This is a genomic window from Microbacterium sp. MPKO10 (assembly GCF_026107415.2).
GTDB lineage: Bacteria > Actinomycetota > Actinomycetes > Actinomycetales > Microbacteriaceae > Paramicrobacterium.
This window is the reverse complement of record NZ_JAPCHX010000001.1, coordinates 427664-449506: the sequence shown is the minus strand read 5'-3', so window position 1 is coordinate 449506 and position 21843 is coordinate 427664. Positions and strand designations below refer to the sequence as shown.

Genomic DNA, 21843 nt, shown 5'->3' with positions numbered 1-21843 from the left:
CATTCACATATAGTACTCATGAAGAACGGCACTCGTGCAAGTGCCGCCCAACTCAACGAGGAGGAACAATGCGCAAGAGAAAGCTCGGCGCAATTGCGGGAACAGTCCTCATCGACCCAGTCGCTGCGCCCGGGCGTAGGCTCGTCAAACTACACATCTGTGTGGGCGATGGCCGGTGAGAACCCATCATTTGACGACATGGATGCTGTTCCGATCTCCGAAATGCGTGAGAACCAGGCAGAATTGAACATGTGATGAACACATCGTCAAAAGTTGATCGCTCCCCCGCCCCCGGCGCCGGGGCGAGCGAGAAGACGCTTCGAGTGCTGGATGCGGCGCTGCGGGAACCCCGGTTCACTGACATCGTCGAGACGGCTGGACTCGCGAAAGCGACGGTGCACCGTCTTCTGCAGATTCTGGTTGAGCAGGAATACATCGCGGGGGATGCCGAGGACGGCTACCGCGCCGGGCCGAATCTGCTCTCGTTGGCGGGGCGCGCGTTCTCAAGCGTTGATATCTCGCAGATCGCGGGCCCCGTCATCGATCGGCTCGTCGCCGAGGTCGACTGCACCATCCATGTCGGCGTCGCGAGTGACCATGAGATGGTCTATGTGATCCGCAAGGACGCGTCGAAGCCGTATCGCATGCGCTCACGTGTCGGCCTCGGCATCCCGATGCATTCGACGGGCATGGGCAAGGTGGTCTTGGCGTACTGGTCAGATGAGAAGCTTGCCGATCTGATCGACACCGTCGGGCTGCCGGTGCGCACCGAGAACACCATCACCGATCCCGATGAGCTGAAAACGGAGCTCGCGAATATCCGTGCGCGCGGCTACGGATTCGACTTCAGCGAGAACGAGCCCGGAACTGTGTGTGTGTCCGCGCCGATCCGCGACCACACCGGTGCCGTCACTCATGGGTTGTCGGTGTCGTCGATCGCCCTCGAGCATCCGGGAACCACGATCGAGCAGTTCGCTCCCCAGGCCGTTGCTGCGGCGAACGAAATCTCACGATTGTTGGGCGCGCCGAACCCCTGACGAGGTGTGGCCGCGGGCACGTAGGTCATCCCGTCGCTTGAGTTCGCTTCAGCGTGGCCAGTGCACCTGCGTGTCTCGACGTTGATGCGCGAGCCGTGCGCGTTCGACGAGGTCGTTGAGCGGCACGCAACCGCGATAGCCGGCAGCGACGTCGGTGACGGCGACGGCGCCATCAGCGATCTCGTCGTCCCCGATGACCGCGAACACAGAATCGCGGCGGTCGCGTGCATCGCGGATGCGTGCGCCGAGAGACCCGTCGTATGCGACGCGAGCGCGCAGGCCCGCTGCCACGGCCGAATCAGCGAGTGCTCGGGCTGCGGGATCGTGGCGAGCAGAGATCGGAATCACGGTGAGATGCATGGGCGCAAGCCAGAATGGCAGGCGCCCCTTGTGATGTTCGAGGAGCGCGGCGGTGACACGTTCCATGGATCCGACGGTCCCTCGATGGATCATCACGACGCGGCTGTCTTCGCCATGGTCATCGACGAAGGTGAGGTCGAACCGTTCGGGCTGGTTGAAGTCCAGCTGCACGGTGGCGATGGTTTCTTCGTGACCCGCATCGTTCCGGATCTGCAGATCGAGTTTCGGCCCGTAGAACGCCGCCTCGCCCGGTGCCTCGACGAGAACAGCGCCGCGTGAGGCGAGCACCCGGCTGGCGCCCTCACGAAGAGCATTCTGGGCATCGTTCCACTGCTCGGCGGTGCCGAGCCAGGCATCCGAATCGTCTCGGAGCGAGAGGCGAATGTCATCCACGGGAAGCCCGAGAATCGCCTGCGCCTCAAGCGCGGCTCGAAGTGCGCGTGCCACCTCGTCCGCCACCTGATCCGGGCGGCAGAACACATGGGTGTCGTCCAAATGGATCTCACGCACCCGGGTGAGGCCCGAGACCACGCCGGAGCGTTCGGCACGGAACATTGATGCGAGCTCATTGAGTCGAAGGGGAAGCTCTCGGTACGAATGGCGTTCGGCGGCGTAGATGAGCGCATGATGGGGGCAGTTCGCCGGACGCAGCATGACGTCATCGCCTCCCAGCCTCATCGGCGGGAACATGTCGTCTGCGAACTTGGCGAGATGCCCTGAACGCTCGAAGAGCTCGCGCTTCCCCAAGACCGGCGAGTAGACGCCAACGCAGCCATCGTCGCGCGCAAGATCTTCGGCCAGCTTTTGCAGTTCGGAGCGAATGGCGGCGCCTGCGGGCAGCCAGAGGGGAAGTCCCGCGCCCGCAAGAGGGCTCGTTGAGTAAAGCTTCATCGTGCGATTGAGATCGCGGTGATCGACGTCCATCTGTTTTACCTCCAGTGATGAGAGAGAACATCCGGGGGTGCAACAAAAAGCCCCGGAGGTGAACTCCGGGGCGAATATGACTCTGCAGATGTCAGAGGCCAGCGGCGCCGGAGCATACCGGCGTCGTCGTGACCTGAATCTGAAACAGCTGCATGGATGGAAGCATATACCCGCTTACGCTTCAGCGCCGAGAGCGGCTGCAGAAAACTGCTCGGCCTGTTGGCGCAGGTGTTCGAGCAATTTGGGCGGCCCATCGACGGAATAGGACAGGTGAGCTGGTATCCAGGTGAGTCCCGAGAGGGGGACATCCGCGATTTCTTCAGGCTCGCGCGCTGACCGACGTGCGTCACACTCGATGCCGGGACGTGCGTCGCGCATAGGCTTGCGGCATGAACCCGCCCACAATGCGGTCGATCCCTGGCGGCGAGCTGGCGATGCGAGACGCGCGAAGCGGCGCGTCTCGCATCGCCACGCTGCGCCCATTCGCACTGGCCGCGACTCCCGTAACGATGTGGCAGTATGTGGCGCTCGACGAAACGGCACGACAGGGAGACGTCGACGACGCGAGTGCGCACGTTCCGCAGCATCCGGTCACCTGGTTTGATGCCGTTGCCTGGTGCAACAGGGCATCGGATTCTGCGGGCCTGCGCCCCGCATATGAGATCGATGGTCGTCACGTGAGGTGGGATGTCGCGTCTGAGGGGTATCGACTGCCGACCGAGGCCGAGTGGGAATTCGCCTGCCGCGCCGGCATTTCGGGGCCACACTACGGCGAACTCGCGCAGATTGCGTGGACGATTCTTGATGAGCGGGATTCGCCTCAGCCTGTCGCCCGAAAAGCGGCAAATGACTTCGGGCTGCACGACATGCTCGGCAACGTGTGGGAATGGTGCTGGAACTTCGCCGACACAGCGAGGTACGCGGACTATCGCAGCCTTCGGGGCGGAGGGTTCGCCGACCCGGCGTGGAGCGTGCGCGCGTCTGTGCGGCGGGGGAGCGCTCCGGATGCTGTCATCGACGACGTCGGCTTCCGTGTTGCCCGCGGTGCTGTCGGCTCTTCTGGATCTGGCGCCGCGCAGGGGTGGTCGGCCGAGGTAGATCGCCGCCGGGCCGACGTGCGGGGCACGCTCCCCGTCGGCTGGACCCCGCATCGCGATCTACTGAGCTGAACGAGCCGAGTGCCTAAGCGGATGCTGTCGGCAGACAGGCCTCAATCGCGCTGATCCAGGTGCCGCGGCCGCCCATCACGACGAACGAGAAATCAATGCCGGCCGCCGTGTGCACGACAATGCTGTTGGGGACGAGGGGAATCGCACCGAACACTTTGGTCCACGCCTTGGCGAGCCCGGTCACATCAGTGAGAGGAATGTCGACGCCGGCGTTCTGAATGTTCATGCCGTGAGACCGGAACACGAGTCGGCGATCGGTGAGAATAAGCTTGCCGCCGACGGCTTCGACGCCGCGCTGCAGGTTCGCACCGCCCTGCTTGACGAGCAGTTCGCCGGAGTAATGCGCTAGATCCAACGTGTTCCTCGCATTCGATCGAGTCTAGCGAGTGGTGCCGCGTCACGAACGCACGTTAAGAGCGGCAGCGGCAAACTGCTCGGCCTGTTGGCGCAGGCGTTGGAGCAGTTCGGGTGGCCCGTCGACGGTGTACGGCAGGTGAGACGGTATCCAGGTGAGTCCTGAGACGAGGGCGTCGATGCTTTCGGCTTCGACGGGCAGAATCGTCGTGTTCTCACCGGAGGCGACTGCATCGCGCGCCCACCACCCCAGCTCATGGGCGACAACGGCAAGAGGTGCGGAAATGCGCAGCGTTGTCGAGAGCGACGTCGATCTGAAGCGAACAGAGTCGCGCACGAGCTGCTCTGACTCGCGCTCGTCGAGCGGCCGCGGATCGAATCGCACACGCGTCTGAAACAGGTTGCCGATACGATCGACGCGGAAGGTGCGCCAGGCATCGCGATCGCGATCCCAGGCGAGCAGATACCACCGCCTGGCCAGAGGAACGAGGCGGTGAGGTTCAGCTGACCGGGCGGATGCGCGGCCGGCGGCATCCGTGTAGTCGAATCGAATGCGCTCACTGTCGCGGCAGCACAGGGCAAGCAGGCCGAGAAGCTCGGCGGCGACCGGGGGACCCTGCTCTGGAGAGGCTGTGGCGTGCGACTGCAGCGCCTCGACCCGTCGGCGCAGCGTGGCGGGAAGCACCTGCTCGATCTTTGCGAGTGCGCTCACCGTTGTGTGCTCGGCGCCTTGAAGTCCCGCAGTTGCCTGCGACCGAAGGCCGATCGCAATCGCCACGCCCTCGTCGTCGCTCAGCAGCAGAGGCGGCAGCCCGGTTCCGGCCTCGAGGCGGTAACCGCCGACGGCCCCGCGCGTCGCGTCAATGCTGTACCCGAGCTCTCGAAGGCGCTCGATATCGCGACGGAGTGTGCGCCGGCTCACCTCGAGTCGTTCAGCAAGTTCGCGCGCCGACCAGTGGCGGTGACTCTGCAACAGCGAGAGCAGATCGAGCGTGCGTGACGTTGTTTCGGCCATGTCTCCATTCTCGTTCCTATAAGGACAGAAAGTGTCCTATATCGAGAGCAAAGTGGGGCTCATGAGCACAGAAACCATGATCACTGCACGTGGCCTTCGAAAGACATTCCCCGCGAAAGGCGGCCCCGTCGAAGCCGTTCGCGGCGTCGATCTTGACGTCGAGGCAGGTGAACTCGTCGCATTTCTCGGCCCCAACGGTGCAGGCAAGTCCACGACGCTTCGCATGCTGACGACGCTGCTTCCACCCAGCGCGGGTGAGGCCGAGGTTGCCGGCCATTCCATCGCACGAGAGCCGGGGGAGGTGCGTCGCCGAATCGGCTACATCGGTCAGCGCTCCTCGGCCTCGAACAGCCAACGCGTGCGCGATGAGTTGCGCAGTCAAGGTGCCTTCTACGGGCTCGGCCGTCGTGAGACCCGGGATCGCATCGACGAGCTTCTTGAATCTCTTGAGCTCGTGGCTGTTGCGACGCGACAGGTGCAGTCGCTCTCTGGCGGTCAACGTCGACGGCTCGACATCGCCCTCGGGCTCATCCACGCACCTGCCCTGCTCTTCCTTGACGAGCCGTCTACCGGTCTTGATCCGCACAGCAGGGCGAACCTGTGGCAGCACATCCTCGAGCTGCGCGACCGCACCGGAACCACCATCTTTCTGACCACTCACTACCTCGACGAGGCAGATCAACTCGCTGAGCGCGTCATGGTGATGGACCACGGCGAGATCATCGCCGATGGAACGGCGACGGCGCTCAAGCGCGGACTCGCTGGTGACACGGTGACCCTCGGATTTGAAACTGGGGAGGATGCTCGCGCGGCCGCCGTCCAAATCGGCGGCGAGGCTTCTGGCCAGGCCGTCACGTTCGCCAGCGACGCGGGAGAACATGCGGTGCCGCAACTTCTGAGACAGCTGGATTCAGCCGGTCTGCGCGCTGAGAGCGCCGAATACCGCCGCCCCACTCTCGACGACGTCTTTCTCTCGCTCACCGGCCGGAGCCTGCGCGAAGAGGGGGCGGCCCACGGGACGATTCCGGATGCTGCCGAGCGCCCCGCCGTGCCGACAGCATGACCCACCACAACGTTTTGCCGCACAGAGGAGACATCATGACCGACACCATTTCCCCATCAGAGAAGTTCATCGCACCGAAGCCGACGAGCTTCGTCACAGACGTTGCGAGTGTTGTGGCGCGGGAACTCCGCCCGACGCTGCGCGACCCTTTCAGCCTCATCTTCAGCCTTGTGCAGCCGCTTTTCTTTCTCGGCCTCTTCGGCCCGCTGCTCGTCGCGACGACAGATGCCCCGGTCGAAGCCACCCTGCAGTGGTTCGTACCCGGAATCCTTGTCATGGTTGCCCTGTTCGGCACCGGATCCACGGGGTCAAACCTGCTCGACGACATCATGGTGGGATCTCACGAGCGCACACTCGTTGCTCCGCTCTCGCGCAGCGCGCTGCTCATCGGGCGCGCGCTCAAGGAAGTAGTTCCGTTGATGGCGCAGGGACTCATCGTCGTACTCGTTGCCGTGCCGTTCGGTTTCACTATCAGCATCCCTGGCTTGATCGTGGGCCTGATTATTCTGGCGCTCTTCGGCATCGGATTCGGAGCGCTGAGCTACAGCCTCGCGCTCGCGGTCGAGGGCCGCGAATGGATGTTCTGGCTTGTGCACCAGACAGTGCTGTTTCCGCTGCTCATCCTGTCGGGCATGCTGCTGCCGATCGATGACGGTCCGGGGTGGATGAAGGTCGCCGCAGCGATCAACCCGATCGGCTATGTCCTTGAGGCTGAGCGCGCGCTCTTTGCGGGGGATCTTGCCTCACCTGCGGTGCTTGGTGGTCTCGTCGCGGCGTCTGTGATCACGATCGTCGGCTTGGTCATCGGAACGAGGGGCATGCGTCGGGCTCGCTGATCTGCTCACGTGTGGCATCCTCGAGGTGACACATCATTGAGGAGTGGATCATGCCGAACATCGCAGAGACACGTGACGCGCTTCAGCACCTGGCCGCTGAAGGCACGTATGAGGTGGAGGTCGTGGACGACACGACAGTGCAGGTGCACCGTCACTACAAGGGCGTGCTTGTCGGTGCCGTGGGTGAAGAGAAACATCGCTTCACCATTGAGGTGACGCTTGATCCTGGTACCGGTGAGTATTCACTTCAGCAGATCGAGAATGTCAAGGCGAGGGGGCGCGAAATGGGCACAGCAAACTACTTTGCGTCCGACACCACCGAGAAGTTCTCGGGTTCCTCGACAAGCGTGAACAAGAGCTTCTCCTTCGGTTCCGGCGGAAGCAGTTCAGACACGTTCCGCTCAACCGAGGTGGGGAACGCGATCAAAGACGTTGTCGAAGCGCATGGTTGGACGCGACATCGCGGCTTCTGGGCGAAACTGTTCGGTCGCTGACCGCGCAGTTCGGTGCCGGGCCCCGGGCGTCAATCTCCTGACTTTTTGCTGGCCCGTGACGCGACGACGATCGTGAAGACGAGAGCGGCCAGGCCGAGTATGACGAGCAGAAAGCCGAACGCCCAGACGATCTGCGTCGCCGGCACCGTGCCGAGATGCGCGAACGTCGACACGAGCAGGGTCAGGTGGTATCCGACGTCACTGAGATTGAGCTTGAGGGTGAACGTCACCATGAGGCCGCCGATGAACGCCGCGGCGATGCCGTAGACGAGTGACAGGATCGCAGCCTTCCCGATCCGAGAGTCCGCGATTTTTGCGAGCACACCACCCTGCGCAATGACCCGAGGGTGACGCACGGCGATCACGGGCAGCACCACGAGGATGAACGCGACAAGGGCGCCGCCAATCTGGCCGGCGACGCCTCCGAAAAGCGTGATCGTGACCTGCGCGAGCAGGGTCCCCGGCCACCAGGCGTTCTGAACGTCGGGACCGACCAAGGCCTGATTGCTGGGGACGAGCCAGGCGCCAATGAGAACGAGCGCGTTTACGACGACGACAGGGAGTGCGACCACGAACGCCGACGTCAGAAAATGCACGGCGATGCGGCGCCCGTTCGGCGCGTCATCACGCAGGATCAGAAGGCAATGCAGAAGAGACAGCAGCCCGGGGACGATGAAGGGGAGGGCGCCGAGAATTCGGGTCCCTCCGGCATCGGTGAAGCTGTCGAGTGTGCCGATCGCCGCGACAATGACAGCGGCGATCGGGAGCGCGATTCGCCACCTTGTGTAGAGCCAGGCGACCAACGACCACACGGGTGATGTTCTCCGTCGACGAATCCGCGCCATACTGTCACGTTAGCAATCCTGGCGTCCGGTCCACATCAACTCGGCTCAGAGAGAAGTACGGTGCCATCGTCGGCGACGTCCCAGAACGGGTTGTGCGCAATCTCCCAGATGACGCCGTTCGGGTCGGTGACGTGGGCATGGAACACGCCGCCGAACGCGCCGTCCTGCGCAGGCTTGGACACCGTGCCGCCTGCGACCTCGAGCTGCGACACGATGATCTTGACGTCGTCACGTGACGAGGTGTTGTGCGCAAGTGTCACACCACTCACAGCCGGGGCGGCGGGCAGGCCGGCATCCTGAGCGAACTTGTCGGCGTCGAAGAAGCTCAGCACCGTGCCGGGGGCGACCTGGTAGAAAATGATCTCGCCGGGCACGTCAAGAAGCGACGCCCACATCGCGCCGGTCTCGTAGAACTGCCGTGTCGCGTCGAGGTCGTGCGACGCGATGGTCATGAAGTGTACGTTCTGATCCATGCCGAGAGCGTAGCGATTACCGCTGACGCTCCGGATGCTGCGTCACGATGCGCGCTGAGACAGTACGCAGAACTCGTTGTCCTCCGGGTCGAGCAGTACCACCCAGGGCTCATCGCCTGTCTGGCCGACGTCGGCGCGGCGGGCACCGTGTGCGAGCAGGCGCTCGACTTCGGCGTCCCTGTCATCAGGGCGGAAGTCGAAGTGCAGCCGATTCTTGGCCTTCTTGGGGCTGTCGTCATTTCCGAACAGGATGCCCGGAAGCCTGTCTGCGCTGGGTCGGATCTCAACGCCATCTTCATCATCGACGATCACCCAGCCGAGGGCTTCGGCCCACCAGCGGCCGAGTGTCTGCGGGTCTTGGGAGTCGACGATGACCTGTTCCCATTCCAATGTCATCCGCCCAGGATAGATGACGCGCGCGACACAAACGGAGGTTTCGGTGCAGAAGCTTCTGGCGCGAGGCGTGCGTTGTGGGCAGAACTACATCGCTGCGTGATGGCGGCACGGCGACTTGTCGGTCGCCGACAGCCAAGCGGCGGTGCCGCACGGCATCCGTCTACTCTCACGTCATGCACATGATTCTGCGTACGATGCTCGTTCTTTCTCGCGCACGACGTGCGCTTCAGCGCCGCGGGCCGGCTGATCCCTACTCGGTCAGTCGCCTGAACCTGAGGGTGCTGCCCACGGACCTCGACATTCTGAAGCACGTCAACAACGGCGTCTACTTCTCGCTCTTCGACCTCGGGCGGTTCGATCTTCTGATGCGCAGCGGAATGTGGACGACATTCACCGAACGTGGCTGGTATCCCGTCGTGGCCAGCGAGACGATCACGTTCCGCAAATCACTGACGCTGTGGCAGCGTTTCACCGTCGAGACGCGCATTCTCGGCTTCGATGACAAGGCCTTCTATCTTGAGCACCGTGCCGTTGTGAAGGGCGAGGTGTACACGCGTGCGTTCATTCGCGCACGCTTCCTCAAGAAGACGGGAGGCACGGTCTCGGTCGCTGAGCTGCTCGACGCGATCGGCCACGATCACGACCGCGATCTCACGGTGCCGGAGTGGCTTGTGCAGTGGGGGCAGGATGCCGCGCTGCCGTCGACGCGTGAGTCGGCGCCGAGCCTCTGGGCATAGCTGGCGCGGTCACTGCAGCCCGTGAATGAGCCCGCGCGGATTCATCGTGCGGCGCAACGCGCTCAGCCGGTCGGCCACCTCGGGTGCCCATGCACGGGCGGGAAGCTCGTCGAGCGGTGTCTCTCCCAGAAAGTTCACGGGAGACTGCGCAGCGCGCCACGGCTCGATGTCAGTGAGAAACTGAGCTGCGGCAGAGGCGAAGACTTCGTCTTGGGCCACGGGAGAAATACCGAGAACGCTGAAGAGGAACTCCCCGTCGCGGCCTCCGGCTGCAGTGTTCGGTGTGTTGCGGCTGCTTCCGATGTGGCGCAGTTCCGCGCTCGTGAGGGGCGTCGCGGTCTGCGTGCCGAATGCCGAGATGAACGTTTCCACGAATGCATCGTCAACCGACGAGAGTGAGTACCCCTGCGTCCATCCGTGCATGGGCGTCGGGTCTTCCGGGTCGTTGTGGATCTTGCCCGTATCGGTGAGCGCCATCATGCCGATCTCGTCAACCATTGTTGGTGCCGCTTCTCTCAGGGGTGCGACGATGGCCTCCCCTTCGCTCTCGGTGACGGGAGCTGCGACGCGAATGCTCAATACGGTTGCCCCGCGCATTGCCGCGGGAACCTGCTCGACGTCGGGAAATCGCATGATCGCGGCAGAGCTTGTGACGTTCTCTGGAACGTCACGGGTCCACTGTGACCATGCACGCAGCATGTCGTTCACGTGGTCGGCGGAATACATCATGCTGCCGGCATACAGTGACGGAATCTCGGCGAGTTCGATAGTGACCTCGGTGACGATGCCGAATCCGGATTTTCCGCCGCGAAGCGCCCAGAACAGTTCGGGATTCTCGTTATCGGATGCTGTCACGAGCTCACCCGTCCCTGTGACGATGCGTATGCTGCGCACCCAGTCTGAGCCGAATCCGTGGCTTCGTGCCAGGGGTCCGAGGCCTCCGCCGAGTAGAAAACCGACGACGCCGACGCCTGGGGCGGATCCTGTGATGGGAGCGAGTCCGTGTGGAGCAGCGTCGTTCGCGACGGCCCGCCAGCGTGCGCCGGCCCCGATTGTCGCGGTTCGTGATGCGGGGTCGATACTCACCGTAGCGAAACGGCGGGTGCTGATCAGCATCCCGCTGTTGATGCTCTCGCGTGTGCCGTGACCTGTGGCCTGAACGTGGATCGTAAGGTTATGGGCCAGGGCGAAGCGCACGGCTTCGACGATGTCGTTCTCAGACTCGACGCCGACAACGATGTCGGGATTGTGTTCAAGCCAGAGGTTCTGGCCAGTTACTTCATCGGAGAAGTGGGGGTCGCCTCTGACGAGAACGGGGCCGGAGATGAGGTTGGACAGTTCGGCAGCATCAGAAGTAATTCGAGAAGATGTCATGTTTGAGAGGATAGGGGAGGGCACCGACATCGGTGTGGCCGGATGCTGAACGCTGATTGGTCGGCATCACCACGGCCATCGCTGACTTCGCTGCTGCCGGGCCACCTGTTCCGCGGCTTAAAACGGTGGGGTGTCAGCGTACTCCGTTGTTACGTTCGCGCTCTCGTCACCGTCGTCGCCGATGTCGTTCCCGTCGCCCGCCGCCTCGTCGACCACCGGTGCGGTTTCGGCGAATTGGACGTTGGATGCTCTCGGTACTCGGTAGGTGTATCCGAGTGGCGATACCCATTCGACCTGATTATCAGTGAGTCGGATTTGCCAGGTGGTGTGGTGTCGGATCATGTGATGCTGCTTGCATTCCGGGGTGTTGTTACTCAACTTCGTTTCTCCTCCGTTTTGCCATTCCAGAACGTGATCGATGTCGCAAATGGTGGCTGGTTTGTTGCAGCCGATGCCGGTGCAGGTTTCGTCTCGTAATCGGATGACGCGTTTCAGGTCGGCGGGGACGGTGTAGCTGTCTCTGCCGACGGAGAGCACGGCACCGGTCTCCGGGTGTGTGAGTAACCGGATGAAGCTCGGTGCCCGTGCCGCGAGTTCTCTCGCCACGGAAGGTGCGATCGGCCCATACCCATCGAGCTGTCCTGGCTCGTTCGATTTGCCGAGGAGCGTCATGACGGGGACGGTGACGTGCACGTTCGGGCGAACTCCGCCGAGGCGGTCTGCACCAATGCCGGAGGCACCGACGCCAGGGGCGCTGACGCCGGCCACGGCCCCGGTGCCAGCACCGGCCACGGCCTCGGCCCCGATGCCAGCACCGGCCACGGCCTCGGCCCCGATGCCAGCACCGGCCACGGCCTCGGCCCCGATGCCAGCACCGGCCACGGCCTCGGCCCCGGTGCCGGCGCCGGTCCCGGTGCCAGCGCCAGTTCGGGTGTTGGTGGTGAAGCCGATCATGATCGCGTCAATGAGGGCGTCGGCTTCGATTTGTGCCTGTGTGCGGTCATCTCCTGCTGCTTTCAACGCGCGTGCTGTCTGGGTTGCGGCGTTGTGCAGGCTCATCACGACTTCGATGGGTGCATCGATACTGAGTCTGCCCATGCCATCGTCCAGGCCGTAGCAGTCCACACGACGCTTCTTCACCGCATCCGCACGACGCTCCTCAATCGTGTCAGGGAACAAGCCCTCACGGATCTTGACCGCGGCACGGGAGAACTGCGTCGGCGACTGCTGGCGTGCTTTCGGTAACGCCATAGTTTCGAACTACGCCACCGCGTCATCGTCGGGGAGCGTGATCGCTTGGCGGATCATCGTGCTCACGTGCTGCCTGGAGATCTCACCGTCAGCCAGAGCAGTGAGAGTTCCCGTGAGGTGTTCGCAGAGCAGTTCAGCATCCGTCATCAGGGCGTGAGCTTGACCGGTCGTGATTCGCAATGCGGCACCGATCTCTTGCGCCAACGCCGAACGCACCCACCCTTCGGCCTCACCATTCAGATCAACACGCGTGAGCTCTGTCGTACTCGGGACGAAGACGCTCGGGTGATCCAGAGCATCCTGCAACATCGCATACACGCCACGCGAACGCGCAGCCTCAGCCGCAGCGATCTGACGGGAGCTATCAACAACGGCATCCAGCCGCGAACGAAGACCCAACACCACAGCGTCTACGCCAGCCTCAGCACCCGTGGCTGTGGCTACCTCGGCATCAACAGCAGGATCAGCGTCTGCGGCTGCATTCGCATCAGCAGCAGGATCAGCGTCAGCCTCGGCGACGGTGTCGGTGTCAGTGTCGGTGTCCGCGTAAGCGTCACTGTCGGCACCAGCGTGAGCACCCGCTTCGGCGGCATCTACGTGACCGGCGCCAGCGTCAACGCCTGCATCGGCTGCGGCACTGGCGACAACGTCTGCGCCTGCAGCACCAGCAACGGGCTCGGTATCAGCGTGAGCCTCTGCGACATCTGCGTGACCGTCGCCAGTGCCAGCGTTTGTCTCGACTGTGGCTCCGGCATCCTCGCCAGCCTCGGCGTCTACGTGCGACTTGTCAGCACCAGATTCCGGCTGTGACGGAGGGTCATGATGTACTTCCTCATGCCCACCCCGAGGACCCCAATCATCCGGGCCCCGAGGAGGCTTCTTGTAATCATCCATGCACCGATTCTAGAAGAAACCACCGACATTTATTCGAAGAATAGCTCCACTGTGGATAACTCAAAATCGAACACAACTACGAGTAAAACTGTGGATAATCTCACACTTTGAGGCCGTTGGTACACGACACATCTGTGTGGGGACAGAGCCGCGGCGACTAGTGTGAACGTCGATGAATCGTACTCAGCTCAAGACCATCATTGTCGAGGAGGGTTTCATCGACGCTGTATTCCTCGATGAGCAGCCCATTCGAGAAGACTCGGTTGTGCTCGAACGCCGCGAGTCGGATTGGACCGTCTATCTCACGATCGACCGGGGCATGATCGTCGACACGACGTTCCGCACCTTCACCACCGAAGAACAAGCGCTGAACTACATGCTGGTGAAGCTTCGACAGACAGCACAGACCAGGCGCCTCTTTGCCGGAGGCAGCTGACACCGGCACGGTGAGATGTGCCCGCGCCTGAGATTGTGTTCTGATCAATCGTTCGAGTCGGCGCCCGGCACCGTGAGAAAGGCCCCGACAGGTTCAGCGGCGTAGAACTCGTCAAGCGGGCGCCCGAGTTGCCGGTCGACCTCGCTCGGGTCGGCGCCGTGCACGTACAGGGAACCGAAAATGCGCGCGAGATCGTCAACGAGCTCTGGGTTCAACGGTTTCTCGTCGACGCGATCCGGGTCGTTGTACCAGTGCTTCGGGAGGATCTCGCGTGCGGCCACTGCAGCGCGCCCCAAGGCAGCGCATTCGTACGAATCGAGCATGTCGATACGCGCGCCAGCGTTCAGCAACGCTGAGAGGACGGCGAACGCCGAGTCGGCCTGCTCAGCACTGTTGGCGAGCCGCCACTCGGGATCGGGCGCACCCGGGGCGGCGGGGCGGAGCCAGCGAGACCGCTTGACTGCCGCCGCGATCGCATCATGAAGTACGGGAGCGGACCAGCCCGTTGCCGACTCCGCATCAACGAAGTTCGGGTCCGCACCGTGCGACAGGAGCATCTGGGCGATGCGGAACGACCCGGACCGGATCGCGACCTGCAACGGCGACTGCCCTGCGTACTTCCTCGGCTTTCCCGTGGCTACCGCAGAGATGACTGTTGGCTCCTTCTCGACCCGCTCGAGAACCTTCCGCTCGTCACCCGCAACAATGTCGGTGAAGATGGCCTGCATACGTGCCCCTCACCCGAGACGCACGTCGGCACGTTCGACGCTGTAGAGGTCGGGCTGATCGTGCTCGAAGGCATCCTCGAGTGCCGTGATGCCATATTCTGCGACGAAACGCGCCTCTCGGTCGGTAATCGGTACGAGCTGCAACCAAGTCACGTGCGCATCGTCATCGTCGTACGGAATGAACGCGCCCTCCCAGACGAACGGCGTCACCGACATCAGGTGCGGGGTTGAAGCCGACGGGTAGAGACGCGAAACCACATCGTGGTACACAGTGCCCGGCCTGACGCCGCTCTCTGGGCCAATGGCGAAGGCGCAGGCAGCGACGGCATCGCCGAACCGATCGAGACGATCGTCTATCGCCGCCACGAACTCGACGCGGACGGGTCGCTTGTCTGGAGTGCGAAACGGTGTCGAAAACGCGCTCGCCTCAAGGCTTGCCCACGACGACAGCCCCGTGTCTGGGCAATCGGGGACGTGCAGCATCCCGATTCGCCGTTCACCATCCGGCGTGGTTCGCGTCGTTGGCTGCTCATGCGGCTCGGACGCAAACCCGCCCAGCACTCGGGCGACGATCTCGGGGGAATCGATCACTGTGGCTCCTCGGAATCGGTTTGGGATCGGTTCGTCGTCCCACCCTAATTCCTGGTCGCGACAGTCACTCACTCGCGGCCTGGCGATGCCCGACTGTCAGACGCACCACATAGGGTTTTTGCATGTCGTTCGTACAGCCCGGCCGCCCCGAGAGAGGCGTCGAGACGCGTGAGATCCCTCGGGTCGCACTGCGCACCGTGGCCGAAGCGCTTGGCGACGTCACAGAGGACGACCGCGCGGGTGAGCATTGCATCTCGACCGTGTACCGGCCGCGGCATCCGCTTGATCTGCGAGAGACACTCTCGCCTCTTGCGCGCGGCGGAGACGGCCCCGGTTTTCGGCGCACGATCGACGGCGCCTGGGTGACGTTCCTGACCCCGGAGGGCGCAGCGACTCTGCACCTCGCCCAGCGCACGGCCGACGTTCAGGCCACAGCGTGGGGGCCCGGCGCTGCGTGGGCGATCGACGGTGTTCCCGAACTGCTCGGAGATACTGATGATTGGAGCGACCTCGACGTCTCGGCGCATCCGCCGCTGGCCGAGGTGTGGCGGCGCAATCCGGGCGTGCGCCTCAGCCGCAATCGACGAGTTTTCGAGATGCTCGTTCCCTCGATCATCGAACAGAAGGTGACGTGCACCGAAGCCTGGCGATCGTGGCGATTGCTCGTGCGCAGACACGGCACGCCGGCGCCCGGACCGGCTCCCGAGGGAATGTGGGTGGCGCCGGATGCCGCGAGCTGGCGCCGCATTCCCAGCTGGGAGTGGCACGCGGTCGGCGTGGGGCCGCAGCGTGCGCAGACGGTTGTGCGCACAAGCCGCGTCGCCGACGCACTCGAACGCACAATCGGCGAATCTGCGGCGACGGCATCCGCCCGCCTGCAGAGTCTTCCGGGCATCGCCGCGTGGACGGCGGCCGAGGTCACGTCACGTGCACATGGCGACCCGGATGCTGTCAGCGTCGGCGACTTCCACCTTGCGGCGTCCGTCGGCTGCGCCCTCGTCGGTGAGCCCGTCGACGACGACGCGATGCTCGAACTGCTCGAGCCGTGGGCGGGGCAACGTCAGCGTCTGTTGCGGCTCATCGCGCTCAGCGGCATCCGGAAACCCCGGCGTGGCCCGCGCATCACGCGGCAAGATCACCGCTGGCACTGACCACGAGCTGTTCGAGCTATCGAGCCCGACGAGTGATCGCGCTGAGACCCCACGCGATGAGGCCCGAAATCGCGCCAACGATCACACCGGTGAACAGACTTGAGATCGTGGCGAACACACGAAAGATCACAGTTTCGAGAACCGGATCGATGTCTGAGAGGTTACCCCCGAGCTGCGGCTGCGCGCCGCCAGTGTTGACGTTCCACAGGAGCTGGTGCCCGAGCGCGAGAAACACGCCGTAGAGCGCGCCGACGATCAGAAGCGTGAGAAACGGATTCGGGACGCGCGCCGCCCACGCCACGCCGATCCAGATGATGACGGGGCCGAAGACGAAAAGTGCATTCAGCGGAGTGCCCTCCGCGATGAGATCGAGATCGTGAAGCACGACGCGGGGCACGGCGAGAAGCGCGAGCCCGACGAGAGCCACGAACGGCAGGCCGAGGCGACGCCGTGTGGGCGCAGGGCGCTGGCGGTCATCGGGAGGAAGCGGAGGTTGAGTCATGCTCTCGACGCTACGAAACCGAGGGCAGAGGGCGCGTCCGTCAATCGGCGACGTGTGAATACGCACAAGAGCGACACCTGCTGAACTGCACTGTCGCGATCGCGACGTTCGCCCTACGGTGGGTAGCGTGAGCGGCAGACAGCAGATCGGCGGTCAGCGCAGTCGGTGGCCGATGTGGGTGACAGACGCGCTGCTCGGCATGGCCGTCGCCGTCATCGTCATCGCCGTCATGAGTGCGGGTTATGGCGGTCGGCAGGACCCAGACGGCCTCGCCTATCTCTGGGCGATCGGCCTCGGTGCGCTCATGCTCGTGCGGCGTCGATACCCGGGGCTCGTGGTTGCCATCTCGGTGCTCGGGCTGTTCGCGTACTACACGGCGGGCTACCCGGCGATCGGCGTTGCCGTTCCGATTGTCGCCGCGCTGTATTCCGCGGCAGAATTCGGCAGGATGCTGTGGGGAATTGTGGCGGCGATCGTCGCGCTTCTCGTGAGTGTCGTCTTTCGCCTCATCGACGGGCAATCGGCCTCCCTCGTCGTCGGGTACGAACTGGCTGGTCACGCGTTCTTGATGGCTGGTGCGCTCGCGCTTGGCGACAGCATCCGTTCTCGCCGTGAGCTTGTCGCCCTGTCGTCGGAACGCGCGAAGCGCGATGCCGAGGAGCGGGCGCATGCCGAGAGGCTCACCGTCGCGCGTGACCTGCATGATTCGATCGGGCACGGCATCACAGTGATCTCGCTGCACACCGACATCGCGCAGGAGGCTCTGACGACGGACGAAACGTCACAGGCGGCGCGAGCACTGCGGCAGGTCTCGTCGGCAGCACGATCGACAATGGCCGATCTGCGCGAGACCGTTGCCGTTCTGCGAGACTCTCGCGCGAACGTCGCAGACGGGCTGGCGCGCATCGAGAGTGTCATTCCGAAGCATTCGCACATCGAGTTCACGACTGACATTCGTATGACGGGCGACCTGCCGCGTAGCGTAGACGGTGTCGCCTTCCGTATCGTGCAGGAAGCGGTGACCAACGTGATGAAGCACTCCAACGCGTCTCGCGCCCGCATCGAAGTGACAACCGAAGGCAGCCAGCTCATCGTCGCCGTCAGTGACAACGGGGCGACAGCTGCCGATGGCATCACCGAATCGCACGGCGTCACGGGCATGCACGAGCGAGCATCGTCAGTTGGCGGAGCTCTCACAATCCATTCGTCGCGGAACGGCTGCGATGTCGTCGCCCGGCTCCCGGTGGGGAGCGGCAGATGACACGGGTTCTTCTCGTCGATGACCAAGATCTGGTGCGCGCGGGCCTCAGGACGCTTCTCGAGAATGATCCGGAGCTCACCGTTGTGGCTGAAGCGCGCAACGGCAGGGAGGCCGTCGCGAAGGCACGCGAGTACGCACCGGATGTCGTGCTCATGGATCTTCGAATGCCCGAGATGGATGGAATCGAAGCAACTCGTGTCATCCGCCGAGACCCTGCATTGAGCGACGTGCGAGTGCTGGTCCTCACAACGTTCGACGAAGACGACGACATCATCGAGGCCATTCGCAACGGCGCTGCCGGGTACCTGCTCAAAGACACGCCTGCCGCAGATCTGCGGGCCGCAGTGCACACCGTCGCAGACGGCGGAAACCTCTTGTCGCCAGCCATTCTCGGTCACGTCATGGAGTATGTTGCCGCAACTCCGAAGCTTCAGGCGAAGGATCCTCGGCTCGATGAGCTCACCGAACGGGAGTATGCAGTGCTGAGCCGTCTCGCATATGGCGAGAGCAACGCCGAGATCGCGAGGTCTCTCTACATCAGTCCGGCTACGGCACGCACATATGTCAGTCGGATTCTCACGAAAATGGGGGTGCAGAGCCGAACGGAGCTCGCGGTCATCGCTCACCGTTCCGGGCTCGGCGATATCGACAGATCGTAGAAGCTGTCAGTTCTCGCGCAGGCGCACAAGGCGTTCGTGCCCGCTGGATTCCAGCTCGGTAATGGCGTCGCGCGACTTCAGAAAGTCGTTGAACGAGCGATAGCCGAGTGCCTTCTCACTGAATGAGGGGTCCATGCGACGCATATGCGTCTTCACAGCAGACGTGTGCAGCCATTCGTCCGAACCGTTCTTGTCATGCCCGAGCCGCAGCGCCCGCTCGAGAAGCGCTGTCGCGGCATCCTGATCGTCTGGGTCATTCACCTCTTCGGGGCCGTCGGTGACGGGCTCATCGGGTTGCGCCGCCTTCGCCTTGCGGGTCGCCTTACTCTTTGTGGGTGTCGGCTCTACCCGCGTCACACCCGACAGCGACTCGTACGATTCGAACTCGTCACACGCGGCAGCGAGAGATTTCGCCGTCGACCCGGCGACACCGACACCCACGACGTAGCGCCCGAGCCGCTTGCAACGCTGCGCGAGCGGAACGTAGTCGGAGTCGCCGCCCACGATGACGACGTGCGTGAGGTCGGGCAGGCGGAACATGTCCTCGACAGCATCCACGGCGAGGCGGATGTCGGCGCCGTTCTTCGCATATGCGGCGGCCGGGAAGAGCTGCACCAGGTCGACGGCGCGGGCAACGAGCTGCGTGCGATACTCAGCATTGACGTGCGACGACCAGTCGGCGTAGGCGCGCGTCAGAACGAGAGTGCCGAAGGATGCTGCAAAGTCGATGATCGCCCCAACCTCAATCGTGGCCTGCCGCAGGCGTTCGGCAATGGCAGGGTCATCGGGGTGGTCGGCGATCCGCTGGCGATCCTTCCCATAGGCGCCTCGCCCGTGCACTCGGTCGTACCAGGAGATCACGATGTTATCGAAGTCGAGGTAGACGGCGACGCGGGGATCCTGTGCCTCTGCCATGGTGCTCCTTACGCGGGTGGGTGACGTCTGCGTTCAGTCTTGCACGCTCGCGCCGCGTGCGTCAGTAGTCGTTCGCTGCGACGGCCTCGGCGTCGCCCGGGTGGAAACGGCGCAAGTGCACGTGGCGTGCAAAGCGGATGAGCGGCCGGATCAGCATCTCGACGCTGCCGATGACGAAGAGCCATGTTGCGGCGTACGAGGTGGCTTCAGAGAAGAAGAGAAAACTGCCCACGATGAACCAGAGACCGATGAGAATGTCATTGAGGATGCTGAGCGTCTCGTAGCGTTTGCGAATGACGATCTCTTCCGGGCCCAGACGGATGACCAGGGCTCCCCGCGTGTTTCCTGCCGTGGCGTCTGACATCGTGCTCCTTTCTCGAGCGGAGCACTCGGTCTGCGGTGTGCAGCGCGATCGTGCTCCGTGCGCACTTCACATTCTGGCGCTCGTGCGGCCCATATGCTCGCCGCGGCGACGTAGAGTGATCGTTTGGGACGCATGAACACCGATCTGCGTCGAGGTCTGGAATTGTTGAAACGTGAGTTCTGAATCGGCCGCTCCGCGTAAGCCGCGCCTCGGTCGCGACGTCTATGTGCTGGGCGTTGTCGCGTTCTTCGTCATGGTGGGTTTCGGCGTCGTCGTTCCCGTGCTTCCCGTCTTCGTGCGCAGCTTCGACGTCGGCTACCTCGAGGTGGGCGCTGTGGTGTCGGCGTTCGCGTTCATGCGCCTCATCGCGAGCCCGTTCTGCGGCTGGCTGATCAAGCGCGGAGGGGAACGCACGATCCTCGCGATCGGCATCGGGATCGTCGCCGTCTCAAGCGCGCTCGTCGGCCTCGCCCAGACCTACATCGAGGTTCTCGTGCTGCGCGGCGCCGGCGGCATCGGCTCTGCCATGTTCTCGGTCTCGGCGATGACGCTGCTGCTCGGGTCAACGCCGTTGTCGCTGCGCGGTCGTGCCGTCGGCTTCTACCAGGGCGGGTTCCTCATCGGGGGCATGGCCGGCCCGGCGCTCGGCGGCGTGCTCGCTCTCATCTCGCTGCGCGCCCCGTTCTTCTTCTATGCCGGGACACTCGCGATCGCCGGGCTCGTCGGGTTGTTCATGCTGCATCGCACCGAGACGAGCGAGACCGGGGCGAATGCCGTGGTGAAGCCCTTCCGTGAAGTCGTGCGCGACGTGCGCTATCAGGCAGCGTGCCTGGCGAACTTCACGCAGGGTTGGGCGGGGCTCGGCGTGCGCAGCGCGCTGGTTCCCGTGCTCGTCGTCGAAGTGCTGCACCACGATCCCGCGTGGACGGGCATTGCGTTCGCGATCGCCGCGGTTGTGCAGACGGCAATGCTGGCCCCGGCCGGCACGTTCGTCGACAAGGTCGGGCGGCGCCCCGCGATCATCGGAGCGTACGCGCTCGCTGCGGCATCCCTTGTCGTGATGCCGATCGTCGGCGAATTGTGGATGCTCGTCGTTCTTCTCGCGCTCTACGGCGTGGCGTCGGCGTTCACCGGAACTGCTCCCGCAGCATCCGTTGGCGACGCCGCCGGGGCGCGCGGCGGCACACCGGTCGCCGTGTTCTCGATGTTCTCAGACCTCGGGGCGATCATCGGGCCGCTCGTCGCCGGGGTGCTCGCCGACGTTCTCTCGTATGGTGCGGCATTCGGCGTGGCTGCGGCGCTGCTGCTTGCGGCATCCGTCTATGCATTCAGGATGCCGCGGGGCTACAGCGCCGCCTGACCCGAGCACGCCCCTTTCTCGGAGGGCGGCGCAGGCCAAACGTTGGTGCCGTGTGCGATCATGCCGATATGGCTCTCACCGTTCTGCCAGCCACGAACTTTGGCGACGTCGCCACGTTGGTCGGGCCGAAACGACCCGACGCCAACGTGTGTTTCTGCCTGAGCTACCGTCTCCCCGCGAAGGAGCATACCCAGCTGCACGGGTCTGCCCGGGCCGAACGCGTCAGACAATTGTGCGCCGAAGACCCGCCACCCGGCGTGATCGCCTACGAGGGTGACGAGCCTGTCGCGTGGGCGGGCGTGCACCCGCGGGCCGACACGAGCTTCGCCCGCAATCGCAAGATTCCGCACATCGACGATCTCGACGTGTGGAGCATCTGGTGCATGCGAGTGCGCCCAGGGCATCGCAAGCAGGGTCTCGTGCATCCGCTGCTGGCGGGCGCCGTCGAGTTTGCTCGTGAGTACGGTGCGCCGGCGGTGGAGGGATACCCGGTGGACAACCGCGGTGAGAAGGTCGACTTGACGATGGCGTACGTCGGCACCCGAGCAACGTTCGAGAAAGCGGGATTCACAAAAGCCGCGGATACAACATCGGTTCTTGCCGGCCTCCCCCGGGTGCTCATGCGCCGTGACCTGCGCTGAGCCAAAAGGCAAA

Annotated in this window: 25 protein-coding genes and 1 pseudogene; 13 read left to right on the top strand and 13 right to left on the bottom strand. The window is 63.9% G+C overall.

The features are described 5' to 3' along the window. The first annotated feature begins 18 nt into the window (after nucleotides 1-18). Nucleotides 19-255, top strand: a complete 237-nt coding sequence (locus OK352_RS02115) for a hypothetical protein (protein ID WP_265139740.1) — start codon at nucleotides 19-21, stop codon at nucleotides 253-255. Continuing rightward, nucleotides 255-1037, top strand: a complete 783-nt coding sequence (locus tag OK352_RS02110; protein WP_265140254.1) for an IclR family transcriptional regulator — start codon at nucleotides 255-257, stop codon at nucleotides 1035-1037. The genes OK352_RS02115 and OK352_RS02110 overlap by 1 nt, the downstream gene beginning before the upstream one ends. 48 nt (nucleotides 1038-1085) lie before the next feature. Here the strand turns inward: OK352_RS02110 and thrS are convergent, their stop codons facing one another. Beyond that, nucleotides 1086-2321, bottom strand: coding sequence for a threonine--tRNA ligase (gene thrS, locus OK352_RS02105; protein ID WP_265139739.1), 1236 nt, complete (start codon nucleotides 2319-2321; stop codon nucleotides 1086-1088). A 389-nt stretch (nucleotides 2322-2710) separates the two neighbouring features. On the opposite strand from thrS, the gene OK352_RS02100 reads away from it, so the two are divergent. Further along, on the top strand, nucleotides 2711-3490 hold the full coding sequence (locus OK352_RS02100) for a formylglycine-generating enzyme family protein (RefSeq protein ID WP_265139738.1): 780 nt from the start codon (nucleotides 2711-2713) through the stop codon (nucleotides 3488-3490). 13 nt (nucleotides 3491-3503) lie between these two features. Here OK352_RS02100 and OK352_RS02095 read toward each other — a convergent pair whose 3' ends face one another. Further along, nucleotides 3504-3845: a PH domain-containing protein gene (locus OK352_RS02095; RefSeq protein WP_265139736.1), complete on the bottom strand. Its 342-nt coding sequence runs from the start codon at nucleotides 3843-3845 to the stop codon at nucleotides 3504-3506. A 42-nt stretch (nucleotides 3846-3887) separates the two neighbouring features. Beyond that, nucleotides 3888-4859: a helix-turn-helix transcriptional regulator gene (locus OK352_RS02090; protein ID WP_265139735.1), complete on the bottom strand. Its 972-nt coding sequence runs from the start codon at nucleotides 4857-4859 to the stop codon at nucleotides 3888-3890. Between the two features lie 61 nt (nucleotides 4860-4920). On the opposite strand from OK352_RS02090, the gene OK352_RS02085 reads away from it, so the two are divergent. Genes OK352_RS02085 through OK352_RS02075 form a run of 3 tightly spaced genes read left to right on the top strand, consistent with a single transcriptional unit; the run spans nucleotide 4921 to nucleotide 7252 of the window. Next, nucleotides 4921-5922 carry an ATP-binding cassette domain-containing protein gene (locus tag OK352_RS02085; protein WP_265139734.1) on the top strand — a complete coding sequence of 334 codons (1002 nt, stop codon included), beginning with the start codon at nucleotides 4921-4923 and terminating at the stop codon, nucleotides 5920-5922. 35 nt (nucleotides 5923-5957) lie between these two features. Next, nucleotides 5958-6758: an ABC transporter permease gene (locus OK352_RS02080; RefSeq protein ID WP_265139733.1), complete on the top strand. Its 801-nt coding sequence runs from the start codon at nucleotides 5958-5960 to the stop codon at nucleotides 6756-6758. A 50-nt stretch (nucleotides 6759-6808) separates the two neighbouring features. Then, the gene (locus tag OK352_RS02075; protein ID WP_265139732.1) at nucleotides 6809-7252 is read left to right on the top strand and encodes a hypothetical protein; all 444 of its coding nucleotides are present in this window, start codon (nucleotides 6809-6811) and stop codon (nucleotides 7250-7252) included. 29 nt (nucleotides 7253-7281) lie between these two features. Here OK352_RS02075 and OK352_RS02070 read toward each other — a convergent pair whose 3' ends face one another. From OK352_RS02070 to OK352_RS02060, 3 genes are read right to left on the bottom strand one after another with little or no spacing between them, the layout of a single operon-like run. Beyond that, complete coding sequence (locus tag OK352_RS02070; RefSeq protein ID WP_265139731.1) at nucleotides 7282-8097, bottom strand: hypothetical protein; 816 nt, start codon at nucleotides 8095-8097, stop codon at nucleotides 7282-7284. A gap of 35 nt (nucleotides 8098-8132) precedes the next feature. Beyond that, nucleotides 8133-8570 (bottom strand): VOC family protein, encoded by a 438-nt coding sequence (locus OK352_RS02065; protein ID WP_265139730.1) that lies wholly within the window; start codon nucleotides 8568-8570, stop codon nucleotides 8133-8135. Between the two features lie 42 nt (nucleotides 8571-8612). Continuing rightward, the gene (locus OK352_RS02060; protein ID WP_265139729.1) at nucleotides 8613-8966 is read right to left on the bottom strand and encodes a VOC family protein; all 354 of its coding nucleotides are present in this window, start codon (nucleotides 8964-8966) and stop codon (nucleotides 8613-8615) included. 173 nt (nucleotides 8967-9139) lie between these two features. Between OK352_RS02060 and OK352_RS02055 the strand changes: the two genes are divergently transcribed. Next, a complete protein-coding gene (locus tag OK352_RS02055) occupies nucleotides 9140-9703 on the top strand; it encodes an acyl-CoA thioesterase (RefSeq protein ID WP_265139728.1) in 564 nt (187 codons plus the stop codon). Between the two features lie 9 nt (nucleotides 9704-9712). Here OK352_RS02055 and OK352_RS02050 read toward each other — a convergent pair whose 3' ends face one another. Together OK352_RS02050 and OK352_RS17675 are read right to left on the bottom strand one after the other, a co-directional pair. Beyond that, a complete protein-coding gene (locus OK352_RS02050; protein ID WP_265139727.1) occupies nucleotides 9713-11077 on the bottom strand; it encodes an FAD-binding oxidoreductase in 1365 nt (454 codons plus the stop codon). A 117-nt stretch (nucleotides 11078-11194) separates the two neighbouring features. Beyond that, nucleotides 11195-13222, bottom strand: a pseudogene (locus OK352_RS17675) (DUF222 domain-containing protein). Nucleotides 13223-13394: 172 nt separating this feature from the next. On the opposite strand from OK352_RS17675, the gene OK352_RS02035 reads away from it, so the two are divergent. Then, entirely contained in the window at nucleotides 13395-13658 is a 264-nt protein-coding gene (locus OK352_RS02035; protein WP_265139726.1) for a hypothetical protein, read from the top strand. Between the two features lie 44 nt (nucleotides 13659-13702). Here the strand turns inward: OK352_RS02035 and OK352_RS02030 are convergent, their stop codons facing one another. Both OK352_RS02030 and OK352_RS02025 read right to left on the bottom strand, forming a co-directional pair. Then, nucleotides 13703-14386, bottom strand: coding sequence for an ankyrin repeat domain-containing protein (locus OK352_RS02030; RefSeq protein ID WP_265139725.1), 684 nt, complete (start codon nucleotides 14384-14386; stop codon nucleotides 13703-13705). Between the two features lie 9 nt (nucleotides 14387-14395). Beyond that, entirely contained in the window at nucleotides 14396-14977 is a 582-nt protein-coding gene (locus tag OK352_RS02025; protein WP_265139724.1) for a suppressor of fused domain protein, read from the bottom strand. Between the two features lie 122 nt (nucleotides 14978-15099). Here OK352_RS02025 and OK352_RS02020 point away from each other — a divergent pair, with 122 nt between their 5' ends. After that, the gene (locus tag OK352_RS02020) at nucleotides 15100-16128 is read left to right on the top strand and encodes a DNA-3-methyladenine glycosylase family protein (protein WP_265139723.1); all 1029 of its coding nucleotides are present in this window, start codon (nucleotides 15100-15102) and stop codon (nucleotides 16126-16128) included. 16 nt (nucleotides 16129-16144) lie between these two features. Here OK352_RS02020 and OK352_RS02015 read toward each other — a convergent pair whose 3' ends face one another. Next, on the bottom strand, nucleotides 16145-16630 hold the full coding sequence (locus OK352_RS02015) for a hypothetical protein (RefSeq protein ID WP_265139722.1): 486 nt from the start codon (nucleotides 16628-16630) through the stop codon (nucleotides 16145-16147). A gap of 127 nt (nucleotides 16631-16757) precedes the next feature. On the opposite strand from OK352_RS02015, the gene OK352_RS02010 reads away from it, so the two are divergent. Continuing rightward, nucleotides 16758-17891, top strand: a complete 1134-nt coding sequence (locus OK352_RS02010; protein ID WP_265139721.1) for a sensor histidine kinase — start codon at nucleotides 16758-16760, stop codon at nucleotides 17889-17891. Further along, the gene (locus OK352_RS02005; protein WP_265139720.1) at nucleotides 17888-18550 is read left to right on the top strand and encodes a response regulator; all 663 of its coding nucleotides are present in this window, start codon (nucleotides 17888-17890) and stop codon (nucleotides 18548-18550) included. Before OK352_RS02010 ends, OK352_RS02005 begins: the two co-directional genes overlap by 4 nt. A 6-nt stretch (nucleotides 18551-18556) precedes the next feature. Here OK352_RS02005 and OK352_RS02000 read toward each other — a convergent pair whose 3' ends face one another. Together OK352_RS02000 and OK352_RS01995 are read right to left on the bottom strand one after the other, a co-directional pair. Next, nucleotides 18557-19465, bottom strand: a complete 909-nt coding sequence (locus OK352_RS02000; protein ID WP_265139719.1) for an NYN domain-containing protein — start codon at nucleotides 19463-19465, stop codon at nucleotides 18557-18559. A 61-nt stretch (nucleotides 19466-19526) separates the two neighbouring features. After that, nucleotides 19527-19829: a YrhK family protein gene (locus OK352_RS01995; protein WP_265139718.1), complete on the bottom strand. Its 303-nt coding sequence runs from the start codon at nucleotides 19827-19829 to the stop codon at nucleotides 19527-19529. 172 nt (nucleotides 19830-20001) lie between these two features. Here OK352_RS01995 and OK352_RS01990 point away from each other — a divergent pair, with 172 nt between their 5' ends. After that, nucleotides 20002-21189 carry an MFS transporter gene (locus tag OK352_RS01990; RefSeq protein ID WP_265139717.1) on the top strand — a complete coding sequence of 396 codons (1188 nt, stop codon included), beginning with the start codon at nucleotides 20002-20004 and terminating at the stop codon, nucleotides 21187-21189. Between the two features lie 68 nt (nucleotides 21190-21257). Continuing rightward, nucleotides 21258-21830 carry a GNAT family N-acetyltransferase gene (locus tag OK352_RS01985; RefSeq protein ID WP_265139716.1) on the top strand — a complete coding sequence of 191 codons (573 nt, stop codon included), beginning with the start codon at nucleotides 21258-21260 and terminating at the stop codon, nucleotides 21828-21830. Nucleotides 21831-21843: the final 13 nt, after the last annotated feature.

Excerpts from the sequence above, each read along its gene's own strand:
- OK352_RS02015 (WP_265139722.1), bottom strand. The coding sequence starts at position 16,630 with ATGACTCAACCTCCGCTTCCTCCCGATGACCGCCAGCGCCCTGCGCCC.
- OK352_RS02005 (WP_265139720.1), top strand. The coding sequence starts at position 17,888 with ATGACACGGGTTCTTCTCGTCGATGACCAAGATCTGGTGCGCGCGGGC.
- OK352_RS02030 (WP_265139725.1), bottom strand. The coding sequence starts at position 14,386 with ATGCAGGCCATCTTCACCGACATTGTTGCGGGTGACGAGCGGAAGGTT.
- OK352_RS02060 (WP_265139729.1), bottom strand. The coding sequence starts at position 8,966 with ATGACATTGGAATGGGAACAGGTCATCGTCGACTCCCAAGACCCGCAG.
- OK352_RS02085 (WP_265139734.1), top strand. The coding sequence starts at position 4,921 with ATGAGCACAGAAACCATGATCACTGCACGTGGCCTTCGAAAGACATTC.
- OK352_RS01995 (WP_265139718.1), bottom strand. The coding sequence starts at position 19,829 with ATGTCAGACGCCACGGCAGGAAACACGCGGGGAGCCCTGGTCATCCGT.
- OK352_RS02100 (WP_265139738.1), top strand. The coding sequence starts at position 2,711 with ATGAACCCGCCCACAATGCGGTCGATCCCTGGCGGCGAGCTGGCGATG.
- thrS (WP_265139739.1), bottom strand. The coding sequence starts at position 2,321 with ATGGACGTCGATCACCGCGATCTCAATCGCACGATGAAGCTTTACTCA.
- OK352_RS02050 (WP_265139727.1), bottom strand. The coding sequence starts at position 11,077 with ATGACATCTTCTCGAATTACTTCTGATGCTGCCGAACTGTCCAACCTC.
- OK352_RS02115 (WP_265139740.1), top strand. The coding sequence starts at position 19 with ATGAAGAACGGCACTCGTGCAAGTGCCGCCCAACTCAACGAGGAGGAA.
- OK352_RS02080 (WP_265139733.1), top strand. The coding sequence starts at position 5,958 with ATGACCGACACCATTTCCCCATCAGAGAAGTTCATCGCACCGAAGCCG.
- OK352_RS02020 (WP_265139723.1), top strand. The coding sequence starts at position 15,100 with ATGTCGTTCGTACAGCCCGGCCGCCCCGAGAGAGGCGTCGAGACGCGT.
- OK352_RS02090 (WP_265139735.1), bottom strand. The coding sequence starts at position 4,859 with ATGGCCGAAACAACGTCACGCACGCTCGATCTGCTCTCGCTGTTGCAG.
- OK352_RS02000 (WP_265139719.1), bottom strand. The coding sequence starts at position 19,465 with ATGGCAGAGGCACAGGATCCCCGCGTCGCCGTCTACCTCGACTTCGAT.
- OK352_RS02065 (WP_265139730.1), bottom strand. The coding sequence starts at position 8,570 with ATGGATCAGAACGTACACTTCATGACCATCGCGTCGCACGACCTCGAC.
- OK352_RS02110 (WP_265140254.1), top strand. The coding sequence starts at position 255 with ATGAACACATCGTCAAAAGTTGATCGCTCCCCCGCCCCCGGCGCCGGG.
- OK352_RS02035 (WP_265139726.1), top strand. The coding sequence starts at position 13,395 with ATGAATCGTACTCAGCTCAAGACCATCATTGTCGAGGAGGGTTTCATC.
- OK352_RS02055 (WP_265139728.1), top strand. The coding sequence starts at position 9,140 with ATGCACATGATTCTGCGTACGATGCTCGTTCTTTCTCGCGCACGACGT.
- OK352_RS01985 (WP_265139716.1), top strand. The coding sequence starts at position 21,258 with ATGGCTCTCACCGTTCTGCCAGCCACGAACTTTGGCGACGTCGCCACG.
- OK352_RS02075 (WP_265139732.1), top strand. The coding sequence starts at position 6,809 with ATGCCGAACATCGCAGAGACACGTGACGCGCTTCAGCACCTGGCCGCT.
- OK352_RS02070 (WP_265139731.1), bottom strand. The coding sequence starts at position 8,097 with ATGGCGCGGATTCGTCGACGGAGAACATCACCCGTGTGGTCGTTGGTC.